At 68.3% G+C, this 16,742-nt stretch carries 16 protein-coding genes; 14 read left to right on the forward strand and 2 right to left on the reverse strand.

What is annotated here, in order from left to right; genetic code table 11:
• Positions 1 to 225 precede the first annotated feature (225 nt).
• From HNR51_RS04950 to HNR51_RS04960, 3 genes are all read left to right on the forward strand, one after another.
• On the forward strand, positions 226 to 2,610 hold the full coding sequence (locus tag HNR51_RS04950) for a right-handed parallel beta-helix repeat-containing protein (protein WP_182554164.1): 2,385 nt from the start codon (positions 226 to 228) through the stop codon (positions 2,608 to 2,610).
• The gene (locus tag HNR51_RS04955) at positions 2,607 to 3,455 is read left to right on the forward strand and encodes a glycosyltransferase family 2 protein (protein WP_141954223.1); all 849 of its coding nucleotides are present in this window, start codon (positions 2,607 to 2,609) and stop codon (positions 3,453 to 3,455) included. Before HNR51_RS04950 ends, HNR51_RS04955 begins: the two co-directional genes overlap by 4 nt.
• 144 nt (positions 3,456 to 3,599) lie before the next feature.
• Entirely contained in the window at positions 3,600 to 4,193 is a 594-nt protein-coding gene (locus tag HNR51_RS04960; protein WP_182554165.1) for a PAS domain-containing protein, read from the forward strand.
• Between the two features lie 220 nt (positions 4,194 to 4,413).
• Here the strand turns inward: HNR51_RS04960 and HNR51_RS04965 are convergent, their stop codons facing one another.
• On the reverse strand, positions 4,414 to 5,145 hold the full coding sequence (locus tag HNR51_RS04965; RefSeq protein ID WP_182554166.1) for a DUF4198 domain-containing protein: 732 nt from the start codon (positions 5,143 to 5,145) through the stop codon (positions 4,414 to 4,416).
• Positions 5,142 to 7,283, reverse strand: coding sequence for a TonB-dependent receptor (locus HNR51_RS04970; protein WP_182554167.1), 2,142 nt, complete (start codon positions 7,281 to 7,283; stop codon positions 5,142 to 5,144). The genes HNR51_RS04965 and HNR51_RS04970 overlap by 4 nt, the downstream gene beginning before the upstream one ends.
• Before the next feature lie 661 nt (positions 7,284 to 7,944).
• Here HNR51_RS04970 and HNR51_RS04975 point away from each other — a divergent pair.
• The 11 genes from HNR51_RS04975 (at position 7,945) to HNR51_RS05025 (ending at position 16,686) form a co-directional block, all read left to right on the forward strand.
• Complete coding sequence (locus HNR51_RS04975; protein ID WP_012456804.1) at positions 7,945 to 8,247, forward strand: urease subunit gamma; 303 nt, start codon at positions 7,945 to 7,947, stop codon at positions 8,245 to 8,247.
• A 48-nt stretch (positions 8,248 to 8,295) separates the two neighbouring features.
• Positions 8,296 to 8,706, forward strand: a complete 411-nt coding sequence (locus HNR51_RS04980) for an urease subunit beta (protein ID WP_182554168.1) — start codon at positions 8,296 to 8,298, stop codon at positions 8,704 to 8,706.
• Positions 8,707 to 8,789: 83 nt separating this feature from the next.
• Positions 8,790 to 10,508 (forward strand): urease subunit alpha, encoded by a 1,719-nt coding sequence (locus HNR51_RS04985; RefSeq protein ID WP_012456806.1) that lies wholly within the window; start codon positions 8,790 to 8,792, stop codon positions 10,506 to 10,508.
• Positions 10,509 to 10,573: 65 nt separating this feature from the next.
• Positions 10,574 to 10,957, forward strand: coding sequence for a fluoride efflux transporter FluC (locus HNR51_RS04990; RefSeq protein ID WP_182554169.1), 384 nt, complete (start codon positions 10,574 to 10,576; stop codon positions 10,955 to 10,957).
• A 9-nt stretch (positions 10,958 to 10,966) separates the two neighbouring features.
• The gene (crcB, locus tag HNR51_RS04995; protein WP_182554170.1) at positions 10,967 to 11,350 is read left to right on the forward strand and encodes a fluoride efflux transporter CrcB; all 384 of its coding nucleotides are present in this window, start codon (positions 10,967 to 10,969) and stop codon (positions 11,348 to 11,350) included.
• Positions 11,351 to 11,375: 25 nt separating this feature from the next.
• Positions 11,376 to 12,038: an urease accessory protein UreE gene (locus HNR51_RS05000; RefSeq protein WP_182554171.1), complete on the forward strand. Its 663-nt coding sequence runs from the start codon at positions 11,376 to 11,378 to the stop codon at positions 12,036 to 12,038.
• 41 nt (positions 12,039 to 12,079) lie between these two features.
• Positions 12,080 to 12,760: an urease accessory protein UreF gene (locus HNR51_RS05005; RefSeq protein WP_239681457.1), complete on the forward strand. Its 681-nt coding sequence runs from the start codon at positions 12,080 to 12,082 to the stop codon at positions 12,758 to 12,760.
• A gap of 20 nt (positions 12,761 to 12,780) precedes the next feature.
• The gene (gene ureG, locus HNR51_RS05010; RefSeq protein WP_012456811.1) at positions 12,781 to 13,428 is read left to right on the forward strand and encodes an urease accessory protein UreG; all 648 of its coding nucleotides are present in this window, start codon (positions 12,781 to 12,783) and stop codon (positions 13,426 to 13,428) included.
• A gap of 4 nt (positions 13,429 to 13,432) precedes the next feature.
• A complete protein-coding gene (locus tag HNR51_RS05015) occupies positions 13,433 to 14,368 on the forward strand; it encodes an urease accessory protein UreD (protein ID WP_182554173.1) in 936 nt (311 codons plus the stop codon).
• 15 nt (positions 14,369 to 14,383) lie between these two features.
• Complete coding sequence (gene yut / locus HNR51_RS05020; protein WP_182554174.1) at positions 14,384 to 15,400, forward strand: urea transporter; 1,017 nt, start codon at positions 14,384 to 14,386, stop codon at positions 15,398 to 15,400.
• 47 nt (positions 15,401 to 15,447) lie between these two features.
• Positions 15,448 to 16,686: an ammonium transporter gene (locus tag HNR51_RS05025; RefSeq protein WP_182554175.1), complete on the forward strand. Its 1,239-nt coding sequence runs from the start codon at positions 15,448 to 15,450 to the stop codon at positions 16,684 to 16,686.
• Positions 16,687 to 16,742 lie beyond the last annotated feature (56 nt).

Genomic DNA, 16,742 nt, shown 5'->3' on the forward strand with positions numbered 1-16,742 from the left:
GAAGACGGCCGGAAGGCTGGCCCGCCGAGCCTAGTCGAGGCCGGTCCGGGCACCACGCGGACATCGGGAGAGGCTCAGGCCGTTTCCTCGATCGTTCGGGGTACGCCCGAAGTACGGGCCGGCGCGCTCCCGATGCGCCGCCGGCCGCGATTGTCACCGGGCGTGCCGCTCGCGAAGACTGATCCCCGACCGGGCCGGTGGGCGGCTGGCGATGGGCGGGTCTTCATGACGACGACGACGATAGTCCGCCCGCTGCCGCGCGAGAGCCGGCTCGCCGAGCTGTTCCTGGCGGCGCTCGGCATCGCGTTTGCCGGTTACATGATCTTCGGCAAGAGCTTCGCCTATCTCGGCCTGCCGCCGCTCTATGCCGGCGAGCTGCTGTTTCTTCTGGGTCTGACGGCCGCCTTGCGGGCGCGGACGGGGCTCAATCTCGTCGCGGGGCTCGCCACGGCGCCTGCGCTCTGCGTCGCTGCCCTGATGGGCTGGGTGCTGCTGCGGACGCTGGCGGGATTGCGCGAATACCGGGTCGATGCCCTGCGCGACGGCGCGGTCGCGCTCTACGGCGGCTACGCCTTCGTCGTGATCGCCCTCCTGCTCGACGATCCGCGGCGGCTCGGGCTCCTGCTGCGGATGTTCCGCTGGCTCGCCCGCTTCGCGATCCCGATGGCGATCATCGCCTTCATTCTCGGCGACGTCCCGTTCTTCGCGGCGCGGGCGGGCGAACTCGCGGCCCACCTGACGGGTGCCCTCGTCCTGGCGCTGGTCGGCCTCGTCCGGGTGGGGCCGCGCTGGTTCCTCTTCGTCGCCCTCGGCGCCATGCTGGCCGCCGCGCAGAACCGCGGCTCCATGCTGGCGATCGCCGTGCCGGTCGGCCTCGCCCTCGTGGCGGTCGGCCAGTGGAAGCGCCTCGCGGCGACGCTGATCCTCGGCGCGGGCCTGCTGAGCGCCGCCGCGGCCCTCGACCTTGAGGTGGAACTGCCCAACAGCGACCGGCCCGTTAGCGCCGCGGCAATGGTGAACAACATCACCAGCATCGTCGCGCCGAGCACCGGCGGCAACCTCGACGACACCAAGCAGTGGCGCCTGCGCTGGTGGAACACCATCGTCGGCTACACCGTGCACGGCCCCTATTTCTGGACCGGTAAGGGCTTCGGGCCGAACTTGGCCGAGACCGACGGCTACGTCGTCGGGCTGGAGAATGGCGGGCCGACCCTGCGCAGCCCGCACAGCATCCACATGACCTATCTCGCTCGCGGCGGCGTGCCGGGCCTCGTCCTGTGGCTCCTGACCTGCGCCGTCTGGATGGCGGCGATGCTCGCCGCCTTCTGGCGGGCGCGCCGGCTCGGCGAGCGGCGATGGGAGAGCTTCTTCCTGTTCATTACCTGCTACGTCGCCTCGATCATCATCGATGCGAGCTTCGACGTCGCCCTGGAAGGGCCGATGCTGGCGGTGCCGTTCTGGACGCTGATCGGCATCGGCATCGGTGCCGCGATGATCTTCCGGGCGCAGGTCGCCGCCTCCCCTTCCTGCCCGCCTGCCCCGCCGCGCCGCTCCGGCGGTCTGCGCGGGGCGGCGCTGATCGCGCTGGCCGCCCTGCCGGCCCTGGCGCCCTGGCCCGGCGCATCCTCCGCCCGCGCGGAGGAAGGCCGCCGCGCCGTGAGCAATCCGTCCGGTCCCTGCCTCGTCCTGCGCGATGTCGCCGACCGCACCATCGAGAATCTCGATCTCGGGCCCTGCGGTGGCGAGGGATTGCGGGTCGAGCGCGCGCGCAACGTGACGATCCGCAACCTCACGATCCGCGATACCGGCGATGTCGGCATCTATGTCGAGGCGAGCGAGGGCGTCCGCATCGAGGAGAACCGGATCGAGAACGCCCTGTCGGGCATCCGCGCCCTCTCCTCCTCGGGCGTCGATGTCCGCTGCAACAGCCTGCGCAACGTCCGCGGACCCATCCCCGCCGGGCAGTTCGTCCAGTTCGACAAAGTGACGGGCGCCGGCAACGGCATCGCCTGCAACATCGGCGAGAGCGAGCCCGGCCGCGGCGTGCCGGAGGATGCGATCAGCCTGTTCCAGTCGCGCGGTCAGCCGGGGGCGCCGATCCTGGTCAGCCGCAACCGCCTGGTCGGCGGCGGCCCGAGCCAGTCCGGCGGCGGGATCATGCTCGGCGACGGCGGCGGCTCGTATCTGGAGGCCCGCGACAACCTGCTGATCGATCCGGGTCAGTACGGGATCGCGGTGGCGAGCGGCGACCACATGACGATCGCCGGCAACGTGGTGATCGCCCGGCCGCAGGCCTTCACCAATGTCGGCATCTCGGTCTGGAACCAGTATCCGGAGCCCTGCCACTCGGTGACGGTGAGCGGAAACACCGTCGATTGGCGCGCCCGCACCGGGCGACCCAACCCCTGGTGGGATGCGAAGAACTGCGCCGGCACGCTCTGGTCTCTCAACCGGACGCTCCCCCTCGATCCGCAGCGGGAGGTCGCGGCCCAGCCCGCCTGCGCCTGCCGCGCGGCCGGGCGCACGGCCCGCCCCGAGGCCGGCAAGGAATCCCTCAAGGAATCCCTCAAGGAACCCGGCAAGGACTCTGCCAAGGAAGCCGCACGATGAGCGTTCTGGACGACACCCGCCCCGACATCGTGGTGCTGGCGCTGGCGCGCAATTGCGCCGCCACCCTCCCCGCTTTCCTGCACTTCCTGGCGTCCCTCAGGGCGGCGGGCCTCGATTGCCGCGCGCTGGTCGGCGAGAACGATTCCCGCGACGGCACCGGGGCGCTGCTCGGGGCGGCCCAGGCCCGCGGCGAACTCCGCCACGTCCCCACCGGCTTCATGACGCAGACGCGCGGCCGGCTCGCCCGCATGGCGGCGGGCCGCGAGCATCTCAAACGCGTCCTCGATGCCCAGGGACTTGCGCCGGCCTGTGTCTGCGTCGCCGACATCGACAACGTCATGGCCCGCCCGCCGGAACCGGCGGCGATCCTGGCGGCTCTCGAAAAGCTCGAACGGCCGGGCCTGTTCGCGGTCTCGGCGGCGTCCTACCCGCACTATTACGACCTGCTCGCCTACGAGGACGAGGCGGTGAGCTACGAGCACCTCCTCGACGACATCGCCCGGCACCGGCGCGGGGCGCTGAACTACTACCGCTTCTTCTCCGGCACGATCTACCCGGCGCAGAGCGCGCTGACGCGGGCGCGCGAGACTACCTGCCGTTCGGCTTTCAACGGGCTGACGCTCTACCGCGGCGAGGATTACCGGCTCGGCTCCTACCTCGACGAGACCTACGCCCGCTGCGAGCACCTCACCTTCAACCGCCGCCTCGCCGCCGCCACGGGCCGGCGGATGCTCGTCGATCCCGACCTCGTCCTGCGCACCCCCGGCGACCACGCCCAGCGCGGCTTCTTCTCGTTCTACGCGAGCCGGGTCCGGAAGTTGGCCGTGACGCGGTTGAGGGGATGAGAGCCGGACACGGAACGGCGGGCTCGTTCAAAGGGCGCCCGCGCTTCGGCTTTCCTGGTTTCCGCCTCGCGTGATACGATCATCGTCAGTCGTCGCTGCTCTTTTGTCGCTCTCGCGCGTCAGCGGTGGTCCGGATGGTTGAGCATGCCCCATCACTCGAGGCAATTTTGGCTCGACTTCCTTCCTGACGCCTTGATCGCCTCCCAGATCGGCATCTGGGAAACAGATTTCGAGAACGACCGCACCGTCGCCGATGCAACCACCACCGCGTTGTTCGGCGTCGATCCGGTGCAGGCTGCTCTCGGTCTGCCACTTGCCGCTTACGCCGAGGCGATCTTCCCGGCCGACCAGGCGGCGTTCTTCAGCAATATCGATCGCGTCTGCGAGCAGGGCGGATTGTTCGTCGTCGAGTATCGCGTGCGCTCTGCGGCGAACGGGGTGCGCTGGGTCTTGGCGCGGGGGCATTACCAGCGCGACGAGCGCACCGGCGGTGTCCTCGGACGCGGCATCGTCGTCGACATCACCGAGAGCAAGCGGAGCGGGCAGGCGGACGACCGCAGGTTCTTGGTCCTGCAGGAGCGGGACGAGACGCCGCTCGATCGCATCGCCACCTGCGCTCTCCAGGCGCGGGGGGCGATCAACGGCGTGGCCGAACACGAGAAGCCGGCCTTGCAGTCCGCCGTCGATGGGCTGCTCTGGGCGGTCGGGCGTGCGCTGGCCAAGCGCAACCTCTTCTAGAGCCGTATCCGACCCCAGCGCATCAGGCCGACGCCGCTCGGTCTTTGTTCCGACGCGCATTCTCTCGACGAGCCGGTGACCACTTCGTCGGAATGCGCTCGCGCGCCTCCTCCCGAACGGCAGCCCTCGCCTTTCGAGAGAAGTGACGCAGGAACAACGCGCGAGAGCCTCGTCCCGGAGATCGCGGCGGGACCGTGCTCGTCGCACGGGGCCGGCCCGGTCAGTTGGTCTTCGGGTCGATGACGGTGAAGGCGAGCGTCGCGCCGTAGCTGTCCGCATCGGCGAGCGTCGGCGTCTGCGAGGGGGCGACCCGGTGGCTGACGCCGAGCACCTGCGGACCCGCCCGGCGCAGCGGCACCACCGCCACGCCCTCCGCATCCGTCGTCGCCCGGGCCTGATCCGCCTCGCTCTTGAAGGTCACGCCGTCGGTGGCCACCACGCCCGCCCCGCCGAGCGGACGGCCCTCGAACAGCACCCGCACCCGGATCTGGCCCGCGGCCGCCGACGGCGCCTCCAGCGGGACGATCTCCAGCGGCTGGCCGACGACCTTATCCCACGGCGCCGTCGGACCGGAGACGGCCTTGGCGAACTTGACCGACCACAGACTCTTGTCGGCGTGCGGCAGCATCCGTTTGCTGGCGTTGCGGTAGCTGCCGTCGGGCAGGCGCACCCAGTAGCCGTTGTCGTAGGCCGCCGCGAACAGCGCATCGCCCTGATGCGCGGCTCTCAGGGCCGGTGCCGGGCCGGCGTCCAGCTTCGCCTTCAGCACCACCGCGCCGGCGGGCTCGTAGGCGGTCAGGCTCATCAGCTTGCCCGCGCTCGGCAGTTCCGGCTCGTGCGGGTGGCCGTAGAGGATCTGCACGCGGCTGCCCGTGGGATCGAGCCAGAGGTCGTGGGCGCCGGCCGGCCCGGCGAGGGCGAGGAAGGCGGCGAAGAGGGCGGTGCGTCTCATGGGGCAGGTGCTCCTGTTGCAAAGCCGTAGGTGAGACCGGCCAGCAGCGTCAGGCGCGGCTGCGGGCTGGTGAAGATGTCGGCGGCCGTGGCCGATACCGACGAGCCGAAATTGAAGATGCTCTCGCTGGTGCGGTCGCCCGGATACCAAGTCGCCTGCCCGTAGGTGGTCCAGCCGCTCGCGTGGACGTAGGCGACGCGGCCGCTCACCCGCGGATAGGGCGAGGAGCGCAAGCCGCCGTCCTCGGTCAGCGGCTTGGCGCCGGCGTAGGACAGGTAGGCCGCGCCGGTCAGGCGGCCGGAGCCGAGCGGGGCCGGCGCGCCGACATCGAACTCGGCGCCGACGCTGGCGAGGAAGGCCGGCACGTTGGGGACGAAGATCGACGGCGCGCCGTTGAGCAGCCGGGCGGAGACGGCCGAGTAGTTGGCGAAGACGGCGACCCGGTCGAGGCCTTCGCGGTAGGCCAGGACCTTCGCCTCGACCTCGAAGCCGTCGCGGCGCGACTTGCCGAGGTTCTGTACCGGCAGGCCGGGTGCCGGCTGGAAGACCTCGTTGGCAATGTCGGTGAAGAACACCGTGCCGAGGAGGCTGAGCCGGTCGAATACGAGCCGTCCGCCGCCCTCCGTGCTCTCGATCGTCAGCGGCGTGAGGCGGGGATTGCTCGTCAGTTCGCTCGAGGCGGACGGACTGCGAAAGCCCTGGCCGTAATTGGCGAACAGCTCCAGCCAGTCGAAGGGTGTGAGCGCCGCCCCGCCCTTGGGGGAGACCACGTCGGGGCTGACTTTGGGCGACAGCGCAGGTTCGAGGTTGTTGCGCACGTCGTAGAAGAACTGGTCGAAGCGGGCGCCGCCGGTCAGTTTCAGCCAGGGCGTCGGCTTGACCTGTACCTGCGCATAGGCCGCGAGGTTGTGCTGCAGAAGGTCGAGATCGAGGGTGCGCGCGGTGAAGCGGCGCGCGATCGAGGGGCCGGTGTTCACGTCGAGCCCGTCCGTGCGCCAGTCGCCGCCGACGAGGAACTGGGTCGGCAGGGCCTCGAACAGGCTCGTCGTCCAGACCTTGCGGATGCGCCCGCCCACGGTCTCGCGCTCCTCGATCTGCCCGCGCTGCCCGGCGCCGAAATCCGAGAAGCGGCTGAACACGTCGTGGCTGACGTAGAGAAGCCCCGACACTTCGTCGTCCGGCAGCCCGTTGACGTAGTTGGCCACGAAGGTCTGGAGGGTCTTGCCGCCGCCGTCGGTGACGTTGGTCGCTGCGCGCGGCGAGACGAGGCCGGCGCGCACGCGGTCGCGCTCGAGGTAGCCCGGCTGCCCGAAGCCGGTGCCGTAGATCTGCACCCGCAGCGACAGGCTGGACCCGAGATCGAGGGGAAGGGTGACCTTGTTGAAGGCGTTGTAGCGCCCGAGATCGCCGTTCTCGCGGTAACCGGCGGTGCCGTAGCCCTCGTAGGCGAGGAAGGGCTGAGGGCCGGGGCCGAGCTGGCTGAAGGTGGCGAGCCCTCGGCCCGTTCCGAACGAGCCGCCCGCCACGCCGAGGGTCGAGAACGGCTCGGCCCGCTTCGTGTCGATGAAGATCGAGCCGCCGAGATTGGCATCGCCCGCCTCGACGGAGAACGGTCCGCGCACGATGCTGATCGAGCGGATCGTCTCCGGGATCAGCGGATTGAGATCGACGTAGTTCGGGGTATGGATCGAGGAGACCTCGTTGATCGGCACGCCGTCGATGAAGACCGCCACGTCGCGGCCGTGCTCGGCATCGCTGAAGCCGCGCAGGGCGATGCCGTAGCCGACGCCGCCCTGGCCGTAATTCGACACATCGAAGCCGGCCACGGGCCGGAAGAGGTCGCCGTAGCTCTGCACGGGCAGGCGGGCGATCTCCACGGCATCGATCACCGTGGTGTTGCCCGGCAGGGCCGAGACCGACGGGGACAGGACGGTCTTCGAGTTCGCGGCCGGGCCGGGGATCCCGGCCAATGGGATCGTGGCCACAGAATTGGCAGCCGCGGGGTTCGCCGGTGAAGACTGCGCCGTGACGTGCAATTCCTCGAGCTCCACCACGGCCGAGTCGCCTGCGAAGCCGGGGAGCGCGCTCACACCGAGGATGCCGGCCGATGCGAGAAGGCGCGTCAGGAACGGCGACATGGCGCAACCCAGGCAATAGCTGACCCGGTCGTTACTAAACTTCAAATTATGTGTATGCACAAGCCGGGAATTTTTCGTACTTCTGCGTCGGCCTGAGCATATCCGCGACGCGATGCAGCCTTTCGCCGGGTTGTTGATCTCGGACAGTGCCGATTTGAACGACTGCCATCTTCGTAAAATTGCTTTTCCGGCAGCGTCATAGCCGATTCTGCGCCGCAAGACCGAGCGGTCGCCAAGTCTTCGGCCCGTCGTCCGCGAAGCGTCTTCAAGGCGAGTGGCCACCACGCCCCGCTCCACAGGGCGGCGGGAGGTCATGGCCGCCGGAGCGACTGCCCCAAGATCCTACATCCTCAAGATTCTGCATCCCGATGCGGCGTTTGCGACGCGAGCGTCGCGACCCGGTCCGTGTTCCGCATTGACAGGCGGAGGGACGGCGGCACCGCACCCGTCCGGAACCGCAATCAGAAGCAGCGCTTTGCGCGGTGTTCTCGTCATCACAACAACTTAAGGAAGAAATTGCTCATTTGATTAAGTAATTGCACGTATCCAAACGCGACTAGCAATGCTGAATTCGATTCTGCTATGGGTTGAAGGCGAAATATCATCTGAGTGACAATAATTTATCGGACAGATCAGGCCGTATCCGCTCGGGAATCTGCTCATGCACTTCACTCAGCGTGAAACTGACAAGCTGCTGATCTACATGCTCGCCCAGGTCGCGCAGCGCCGCAAGGATCAGGGTCTCAAGCTCAACCACCCGGAAACCGTCTCCCTCATCTCCGTCGCGGCCCTGGAAGGCGCCCGCGCCGGCAAGACGGTGGAGGAGGTGATGGAGCTGGCCGGCAAAGCCATCACCCGCGACAGCGTCATGGAGGGCGTCGCGGAGATGATCCCCTTCGTTCAGGTCGAAGCGGTGTTCACCGACGGCTCTCGTCTCGTCACCGTGCATTCGCCCATCAAGTAGCCGGTCAAGTCGGCAGGCCGGTGGATCTGGATTTGAGGAGGGGCCGTGATGAGTCCTGCGCAGAAGAAGACGGCCGTCGGCGGTATTGTCTTCGGCTCCGGCGACATCGAGATCAATGCCGGCTATCCGACGACGACGCTCAAGGTCCGCAATACGGGGGATCGCCCGATCCAGGTCGGCTCCCATTACCATTTCTTCGAGGTGAACGCGTTCCTCGAATTCGATCGTGAGCAGGCGTTCGGCAAGCGGCTCGACATTCCGGCCACGACCGCCCTGCGGTTCGAGCCGGGTGACGAGCGGGAGATCACGCTGGTGCCCTATCAGGGCAAGCAGCGGGTGCTCGGCTTCAACGGCCTCGTCGATGGCTGGGTCGGCGACGAGACGTACGAGGATTATCGCCCCCGGCTGATGGACGCGCTCGATCGCGTCAACCGCTACGGGTTCAAGAACAAGCCGTAGATCATCGTCCCGAGAGGTGGTCGCCGGCTTTCGGGACGATGCGCCCGCTCACCCCCTCGACAGTCGGATCTGGAGCGCCTGGGATGACCAAACTCTCGCGGCGGCAATACGCGGATCTGTACGGTCCCACGACCGGGGACCGGATCCGGCTCGCCGATACGGATCTCTATATCGAGATCGAGAAGGACCTTCGCGTCTACGGAGAGGAGGCCGTCTACGGCGGCGGCAAGACGCTGCGGGACGGCATGGGGTACGACAACGAGCTGACCAGTGCGGCGGGCGCGCCGGATCTCGTCATCACCAACGTCACGATCGTCGATGCCGTCCAGGGTGTCATCAAGGCCGATCTCGGCATCAAGAACGGCCTGATCGTCGGGATCGGGAAGGCCGGCAATCCCGCGACGATGTCCGGGGTGACGCGGGGTCTCGCCCTCGGCCCCGGCACCGATGCCATCTCCGGCGAGCACCTGATCCTGACCGCGGGCGGCATCGACGCCCACGTCCACTTCATCTCGCCGCAGCAGGCGCAGGCCGCGCTCAGCAACGGCGTCACGACCCTGTTCGGCGGCGGCATCGGCCCGTCCGACGGCACCAACGGCACCACCATCACGCCGGGCACGTGGAACATCGAGATGATGCTCCGCTCCTTCGATGCGTGGCCGGTCAATGCGGGCGTCCACGGCAAGGGCAATTGCTCGGCGCCGCTGCCGATCGACGAGCAGATCCGCGCCGGCGCGATGGGTCTGAAGGTTCACGAGGACTGGGGCAGCACGCCGTCCGCGATCCGCATGGCGCTGACCGTGGCGGACGACCACGACGTGCAGGTCTGCATCCACACGGACACCCTCAACGAGGCGGGCTTCGTCGAGAGCACCATCGCCGCCTTCGAGGGGCGCACGATCCACACCTACCACACCGAGGGGGCGGGCGGCGGACATGCCCCGGACATCATCCGGGTGGCGGGCATCGCCAACGTGCTCCCCAGCTCGACCAACCCGACCATGCCCTACGGCATCAATTCGCAGGCCGAACTGTTCGACATGGTGATGGTCTGCCACAACCTCAGCCCGAAGATCCCGACCGACGTCGCCTTCGCCGAGAGCCGCGTGCGGGCCGAGACCATCGCGGCGGAGAACGTCCTGCACGATCTCGGCGCGATCTCGATCCTGTCGAGCGACAGCCAAGCCATGGGCCGGGTCGGCGAGAACTGGGCGCGCACCATTCAGACGGCCCATCTGATGAAGGCGCGGCGCGGCGCCTATCCGGGCGATGCGTCCGGCAACGACAACCAGCGCGTCCTGCGCTTCGTCGCCAAGGTGACGATCAATCCCGCCATCGTGGCGGGGGTCTCGCACGTGATCGGCTCGGTCGAGGTCGGCAAGATGGCCGACCTCATCCTGTGGGAGCCGGCCTTCTTCGGCGCCAAGCCGAAGATGGTGATCAAGGGCGGCATGATCTCCTGGGCGGTCATGGGCGATCCCAACGCCTCGCTGCCGACGCCGCAGCCCGCCGTCTATCGCCCAATGTTCGGCGCACTGGGGCCGGCGGTGGCCAAGACCCGCGTGACCTTCACCTCGCATGCCGGCTACGAAGCCGGCATCGCGGACCGCTACGCGCTGACCTCCAAGGTGGTGCCCGTCTACGGCACCCGCACCCTCACCAAGGCGTCGATGGTCCGGAATGACCGGCTCCCCGTCATCGAGGTCAACCCGGAAACCTTCGCGGTGATGGTCGACGGCAAGCACGCCACGATCGAGCCGGCCACGCATCTTCCGCTCGCGCAACTCCACTTCTTCAGCTGACCCCCTCGGTGCTGCGCGGCGGGAGACGCCTCCCGCTGCCGGCTCATAGCCCGGTGCACGCGTTGATGAGACCGATTGACATCATATGGGTGTGTCTCGGCGGGGGAGCCGGCTCCCTGCTGCGCTGGGGACTCGGCGGGGCCATCGACCGCGCGATCCCCGCGCGCTTCAAGTTCGGCACCTTCCTCGTCAACGTCACCGGCGCCTTCGCGATCGCCTATCTCTCCGCCGCGCTCGCCCTCGGCTGGCAGCAACGCCATGGCGACTTGGTGTCGTCCCTGGTGCTGACGGGCTTCCTCGGCGGCTACACGACGTTCAGCTCCATGCAACTCGATACGGCGCGGATGGCGATGGAGCATCGCCATGCACTCGCCGCCCTCTACCTCGTCGCGTCGGTCGGGGTCGGCCTCTGCGCCGCCGCGGCGGGCGTGGCCCTGGCGCGGGCGTAGGGGCTCGTCATGGGGGCGCAGGCCATCTTCGTCTTTATCGGCGGAGGCGTCGGCGCGATCACGCGCGAGTTCCTGATGCTGCTGATCCCCGGACAGCGCGGGGCTTTTCCGCTCGACATCTTCACCGCCAACGTCGTCGCCTGCCTCTGCCTCGGTGCGGCCTTCGAACGTCATCGCCGGGGCAGCGTCTCGCAGGAGTTCATGCTCCTGATCGGCATGGGGTTCGCCGGCGGCATGTCGACATTCTCAAGCTTTGTCTACGGCATCTATTCCGAAGCATCGTCGCCGGGCCAGCTCGGACTTTCGATCCTTTACTGCTTGTCCAGTCTTGTTGTCGGCTACGCCGCGGTCTGGCTCGGACTCGCATCCGGGAAACGCCTGCGTCGCGCCTGAGCGCCCACTCGGTATGGAGAGACGGATGATCCTCGTCGAACGCAAACTCGGTCATCTCGGCGATCCGGTCTGGCAGGAGCGCGCGCGGCAGGCGCGGATCGATCCGCTGGTGCTGGAGCAATGGGAGGCGCCCAAGAGCCGCTTGCGCAAGGCGAGCGAAGGCGGGATCGAGCTGGCGGTCTCGCTGCCGCGCTCCGAGCACCTGCACGACGGCGACATCCTCCATTACGACCCGGCGCGGGGGCTCATCGTCGCCGCCCGGGTCGCCCTCAAGGAGGTGCTCGTCATCGAGCTGGAGGGACTGGAGCACCTCGCGCCGCACGAGATCCTGCGGGCCTGCTTCGAACTCGGGCACGGCCTCGGCAACCAGCATTGGCCGGCCGTGATCAAGGGATCGACGGTCTACGTGCCGCTCTCCGTCGATCAGAAGGTGATGGCCTCGGTCATGCGCACCCACGCCTTCACGCATGTGAAGACCCGCTTCGTTCCGGGCGAGGAGGTGGCGGCCAAACTCGATGCCAGGGACGTCCGGCTGCTCTTCGCCGGCGCCGACGCCACCCCGCACCACCATCACGGCGATCACGGCGCGGGGCACAGCCAGGATCACGCGAACGATCACAGCCACGATCACGACCATGCATACGGTCATGCGCACGAGCCGCATCACCGACACGGTCCGGTGGCGTGATGCGGCACGGGGAACCGAGGGCCCGTCTCGCACCGCACGGCATGGCGCATCTCGCGCGCCTGCTGCAATTCTCCGATTCGACTCTGCCGATCGGCGCCTTCGCCTTCTCCAACGGTCTCGAATCCGCGCTTCAGACCGGCATCGTCACCGACGCCGACAGCCTGCTGCCTTTCGTCGAACTCGCCCTGCACCAGACCGCCCGGACGGACGGCGTCGCGCTGCTGCACGCCCACCGGGCCGCCCTGGCCGCGGATGAGGCCGGCCTCGTCGCCGCCGACCGGGAGCTGTTCTGCCGCCGTGTCGGCGAGGAGCAGCAACTGATGCTGACGCGGATGGGCAAGAAACTCGCCGAATTGGCGCTCAAGATCAGCCCCTCGCCGATGCTGACGCGCTGGCTCGCGCAGATCCGCTCGAACGAGACCCCCGGCTGCCTGCCGGTCGCCCAGGCGATCACGCTCGCCCATCTGGGGGCCGACGAGAGCGAGGCCTTCGTCGTCCACCAGTACGGTATCGCCTCGATGATCCTGAGCGCGGCGCTCCGGCTGATGCGGATCGATCACCTCGAGACCCAGCGCATCCTGTTCACCGCCCAGGGGCGCGTTCAGGACGACTATCTTGCCGTCCGCGATCTCGCCCTCGAGGAGATGGCGTCCTTCGCGCCGGTCTTCGACGTCCTCGTCGCCCACCACACCACGGTCCACGTGCGCCTGTTCATGAACTGATCGCGGCAAAGGAAGTCGAGATGAAGAAGATCACCCGTATCGGCATCGGCGGCCCGGTCGGCTCGGGCAAGACCGCGGTCATCGAGACCATCACGCCGCGCCTGATCGAACGGGGCATCAAGCCGCTCATCATCACCAACGACGTCGTGACCACCGAGGATGCCAAGCAGGTGCGCCGCACCCTCAACGGCGTGCTGATCGAGGAGAAGATCGTCGGGGTGGAGACCGGAGCCTGCCCGCACACCGCCGTGCGCGAGGATCCGTCCATGAACATCGCCGCGGTCGAGGAACTCGAAGACAAATATCCCGACAGCGATGTGATCCTGATCGAATCCGGCGGCGATAACCTCACGCTCACCTTCAGCCCGGCGCTGGCGGACTTCTACATCTACGTGATCGACGTCGCCGCCGGCGACAAGATCCCGCGCAAGAATGGCGCCGGGGTCTGCCAGTCGGACATCCTCGTCATCAACAAGCGGGATCTCGCCCCCTATGTCGGCGCGAGTCTGGAGGTCATGGCGCGCGACTCCAAGATCATGCGCGGCAAGAAGCCGTTCCTCTTCACCAACTGCAAGACCGGCGAGGGGATCGACGACCTCCTCCGGCTCATCCTCGACATGGCGCTGTTCGACGTGACGACGAACCGTCCGCTGGCGGCGAGCGCGTGAGGCCATGACCCTGCACGGACCGCTCGGCCTCCTCGATACGGCGCGCGAGCTGCGCGGCTTCCAGACGGAGCCGGCACAGATGCGGGCGGGCGCGCCGGGCAAGGTCGGTCGCCTGCGTCTCGGCTTCTCGCTGCGCGACGGGGTTTCGGTGCTGCACGATCTCTACCGGGTCGCCCCGCTGCTGGTGCAGCAGGCGCTCTACTGGGACGAGGCGATGCCGGACTTGCCGGTCTGCCCGATCATCTCGGTCGGCGGGGGCATCCTACAGGGCGACCGCTACACGATCGACATCACGGTCGGCGAAGGCGCCTGCGCACACGTGTCCACGCAGGGGGCCAACCGCATCCACTGCATGGACGCGAACTACGCCGCCCAGCACCAGAACGTGACGGTGGAGGCCGGCGGCTACCTCGAATACCTGCCGGACGTCACCATTCCCTATCGGGGATCGCGCTTCCTCTCGCGCACGGAGATCGTCGTCGCCGAGGACGCCACCCTCCTCTACGGCGAGATGGTGCTGGCCGGGCGCAAGCATCACCATGCGGAGGAGCGCTTCGGCTTCGACCTGCTGTCGATGGACGTGACCCTGCGCCGGCCCGGCGGGCGCAAGCTGTTCGCGGAAAAGATCCTGATCGAGCGGGGCGATCCGACGATCGCCTTCGCCGCGGTGATGCGCGGCTTCGACGTCTTCGCCAACATCCTCTGCGTGACGCCGCCCGGGACCGCCGCGCGCATCAAGGAGCGGTTCGAGACCAACTTCTCGTCCGACGCGCCGCGGGCGGTCTCCGGCGTGAGCCGCCTGCCCGACGCCGCCGGGCTGATGCTGCGCGCGGTCGGCGTGGAGACCTACGACGTCCGCAACGAGGTTCGCCGGTTCTGGCGCATCGTGCGCGAGGAAGCCCGCGGCCGTCCCCTTCCCGCCGAACCCTACTGGCGCTGAGCGAGGGCCGCACCGATGCCGCGCGCGAACAGCAATCTCCTCGTCCAGTCGCTTCGTGGAGCGAGCCAGGTCTTCTTCATGGAGAACGCGGCGACCGGCATGCTGTTCTTCGTCGCGATGGCCTATGCCTCCTCTGTGACGGGCAATTGGGCCACCACGATCGGAGCGGCGGTCGGCCTCCTCGTGGCGACGCTGACCGCGCGGCTCCTGGACTGCGACCCGCCCTCCGTCGCCTCCGGGCTCTACGGGTTCAACGGCGTCCTCGTCGGCGCCGCGCTTCCCACCTTCATCGCCGCCTCGCCCCAGCTCTGGATCGCGGTGGTGGTCGGTGCGGCGGCGAGCACGGTCTTCACCGCCGCCTTCAGCGCGACGCTCACCGGAAAATGGGGCATCCCCGGTTCGACCGGGCCCTTCGTTCTCGCGGGCTGGCTGATGGTCGCCGCGGCCCATTCCTTCGGCCGTCTCCACGTGACCGGCGACGCGCCCAAGCTCGCGGGCGACGTCACCCCGAACGTCCTCGGCATCCCGGCGCTGACGGACCTCGTCGCGATCTTCTTCCGCAACATCGGGCAGGTCTACCTGCTGGGCAGCGCCATCAGCGGCGCCATCATCCTGGCCGGGATCCTGATCGCCTCCGTTCCGGCGGGGATCGCCGCCGCCGCCGGATCGCTGATCAGCATCGCGGTCGCGCTCGCGCTCGGCGCGGATCCGTCGGCGGTGAGCCAGGGTCTCTACGGCTTCAGCCCGGTCCTGACGGCGATGGCCGTCGGCGTCATCTTCATGACGCCCTCGCCGCGGGTCGCCCTCTATGCCGGTCTTGCGACCGTCACCACCGTCTTCGTCCAGGGCGCCCTCGACGTCATGGTCGCGCCGGCCGGCATTCCGTCCTTCACGGCCCCCTACGTGCTGACGATGTACCTCTTCATCGCGCCCAAGAAGCTGATCGCGCCCCATCCGCACGGACCCGTCGCCGATCCCGTGATCGACCGCAGCAGCAAGGCGCCGCTCCACGCGGCCGGAACCGGCCGCTGAGGCCCCGTCCCACGTCCTCCCGAGAAGCGCAGATCAAGGAGCATGCGATGCAGGGCATTAATGCCGGCGACACGGCCTTCATCCTTCTGTGTACCGCGCTGGTCCTCATGATGACGCCGGCTCTCGCCCTCTTCTACGGCGGCCTCGTCAAGCAGCGCGATGTCCTGTCCGTCATGATCCAGAACTTCATCTGTATCGGCGTCGTCGGCCTGATCTGGGTCTTCGGCGGCTTCAGTCTCGCCTTCGGCCCGGACATCGCCGGCACGATCGGAGAGTTCGGCTCCTATTTCGGCATGTACGAAGTCGGCATCGCGCCCAATCCGGTCTACGCTCCCAACATCCCCTTCATCATGGTCTTCGCCTACCAGATGATGTTCGCCATCATCACGCCGGCCCTGATGACCGGCGCCTTCGTCGGACGCTTCCGGTTCGGCGCCTACCTGTTCTTCATCACCGCCTGGACCGTCCTCGTCTACGTGCCGGCCGCCCACTGGGTCTGGGGAGGCGGGTTCCTCGCCAAACTGGGCGTCGTCGATTTCGCCGGCGGCATCGTCATCCATACCTCGGCGGGTTTCTCCGCCCTGGCGACGGCGAAGTATCTCGGCAAGCGACGGGTGGCATCGGGCGAGACCGAAGCCGCGCCGGCCAGCCTGCCCCTGGTCGCCCTCGGCGCCGGTCTCCTGTGGTTCGGCTGGTTCGGCTTCAACGCCGGCGGCGCCTACGCGGCGGATGCGCTGGCAGCCTACGCCTTCACCAACACCATGCTCGCCGGCTCCATCGCCATGCTCGTGTGGATGTTCTGGGAATGGCGCGAGACCAAGCACCCGTCCTTCTCCGGCGTCCTCGTCGGTGCGGTGGCGGGGCTCGCGACGATCACGCCGGCCTCGGGCTATGTCGAGCCCATCGCCGCCCTGGCGATCGGCGCGATCGGCGCCACGGCCTGCTATCACGCCAAACACGTCCAGAGATGGCTGAGGATCGACGACACGCTGGAAGTGTGGCGCGCCCACGGTGTCGGCGGCCTGACCGGTGCGCTGCTGATCGGTGTCCTGGCCAGCTCGCACATCAATCAGGTCTCGGCGAGCCTGCGGCAGCTCGGTGTTCAACTCCTCGCCGTGACCGTTGTCGCCGCCTATTCCTCCCTCGTCACCCTCCTCATCCTGAAGGGCCTCGACCGCTTCGGGACGCTGCGGGTGCCGGAAGCGATTCAGGAAGAGGGCCTCGACACGATGCTCGGCGAGCGCGCCTTCAACCTGTGGGAGATGGATCGCACCCTCCCGAAATAGCCTCCTTGCGAGGATCCCTGCCACCGGACGGGCCGAGGGCCGTGCCCCTCGCGTCA

It is taken from the genome of Methylorubrum thiocyanatum (assembly GCA_014138645.1).
GTDB lineage: Bacteria > Pseudomonadota > Alphaproteobacteria > Rhizobiales > Beijerinckiaceae > Methylobacterium > Methylobacterium thiocyanatum.

What these genes read in the sequence shown, in the direction of transcription:
- HNR51_RS04950 (WP_182554164.1), top strand. Translation starts at nt 226, where the DNA reads ATGACGACGACGACGATAGTCCGCCCGCTGCCGCGCGAGAGCCGGCTC.
- HNR51_RS04955 (WP_141954223.1), top strand. Translation starts at nt 2,607, where the DNA reads ATGAGCGTTCTGGACGACACCCGCCCCGACATCGTGGTGCTGGCGCTG.
- HNR51_RS04960 (WP_182554165.1), top strand. Translation starts at nt 3,600, where the DNA reads ATGCCCCATCACTCGAGGCAATTTTGGCTCGACTTCCTTCCTGACGCC.
- HNR51_RS04965 (WP_182554166.1), bottom strand. Translation starts at nt 5,145, where the DNA reads ATGAGACGCACCGCCCTCTTCGCCGCCTTCCTCGCCCTCGCCGGGCCG.
- HNR51_RS04970 (WP_182554167.1), bottom strand. Translation starts at nt 7,283, where the DNA reads ATGTCGCCGTTCCTGACGCGCCTTCTCGCATCGGCCGGCATCCTCGGT.
- HNR51_RS04975 (WP_012456804.1), top strand. Translation starts at nt 7,945, where the DNA reads ATGCACTTCACTCAGCGTGAAACTGACAAGCTGCTGATCTACATGCTC.
- HNR51_RS04980 (WP_182554168.1), top strand. Translation starts at nt 8,296, where the DNA reads ATGAGTCCTGCGCAGAAGAAGACGGCCGTCGGCGGTATTGTCTTCGGC.
- HNR51_RS04985 (WP_012456806.1), top strand. Translation starts at nt 8,790, where the DNA reads ATGACCAAACTCTCGCGGCGGCAATACGCGGATCTGTACGGTCCCACG.
- HNR51_RS04990 (WP_182554169.1), top strand. Translation starts at nt 10,574, where the DNA reads ATGAGACCGATTGACATCATATGGGTGTGTCTCGGCGGGGGAGCCGGC.
- crcB (WP_182554170.1), top strand. Translation starts at nt 10,967, where the DNA reads ATGGGGGCGCAGGCCATCTTCGTCTTTATCGGCGGAGGCGTCGGCGCG.
- HNR51_RS05000 (WP_182554171.1), top strand. Translation starts at nt 11,376, where the DNA reads ATGATCCTCGTCGAACGCAAACTCGGTCATCTCGGCGATCCGGTCTGG.
- HNR51_RS05005 (WP_239681457.1), top strand. Translation starts at nt 12,080, where the DNA reads ATGGCGCATCTCGCGCGCCTGCTGCAATTCTCCGATTCGACTCTGCCG.
- ureG (WP_012456811.1), top strand. Translation starts at nt 12,781, where the DNA reads ATGAAGAAGATCACCCGTATCGGCATCGGCGGCCCGGTCGGCTCGGGC.
- HNR51_RS05015 (WP_182554173.1), top strand. Translation starts at nt 13,433, where the DNA reads ATGACCCTGCACGGACCGCTCGGCCTCCTCGATACGGCGCGCGAGCTG.
- yut (WP_182554174.1), top strand. Translation starts at nt 14,384, where the DNA reads ATGCCGCGCGCGAACAGCAATCTCCTCGTCCAGTCGCTTCGTGGAGCG.
- HNR51_RS05025 (WP_182554175.1), top strand. Translation starts at nt 15,448, where the DNA reads ATGCAGGGCATTAATGCCGGCGACACGGCCTTCATCCTTCTGTGTACC.